Annotated in this window: 1 pseudogene; it reads left to right on the forward strand. The window is 31.1% G+C overall.

The window, feature by feature from the left end:
- A pseudogene (locus C1E99_RS04105) lies at positions 1-243 on the forward strand (hypothetical protein); the annotation flags it as partial.
- Positions 244-399 lie beyond the last annotated feature (156 nt).

The raw sequence follows: 399 nt of genomic DNA on the forward strand, positions 1-399 counted from the left end.
CTACAGGCAAACGATAGTCTATCAAATATTATCTTGGTTGGGATAGTTGCAGCTCTCACAAAAATTATCTTGAACCTGTTGAAGTACACATTGACGGGTAGTTTAGTCGGTGGACTAACGCCATCAGCATCATTTTTAGCTGCTTTGGGTCGGATTTTAGGAACCTATGGCACTGCAATTACGACCATCATTGCTGTACCTATTCTTTATCAGGTATGTAAAAGGTTATATAAGAGAAAATAATTTATATAAAGTGTTAAAGTACGCTCATTGAATATAAGGTATTTCAATGGGGGTACTTTTATTGTTGTATTTTATATTTTGTCTCAATTTGAATAGATTTTTAAAATTGTTATCGGTATCAATTTTATTTAAATTTTTTATGAAAATGTATAAAAA

The sequence above is a fragment of the Streptococcus suis genome, from assembly GCF_002964045.1.
Lineage (GTDB): Bacteria > Bacillota > Bacilli > Lactobacillales > Streptococcaceae > Streptococcus > Streptococcus suis_U.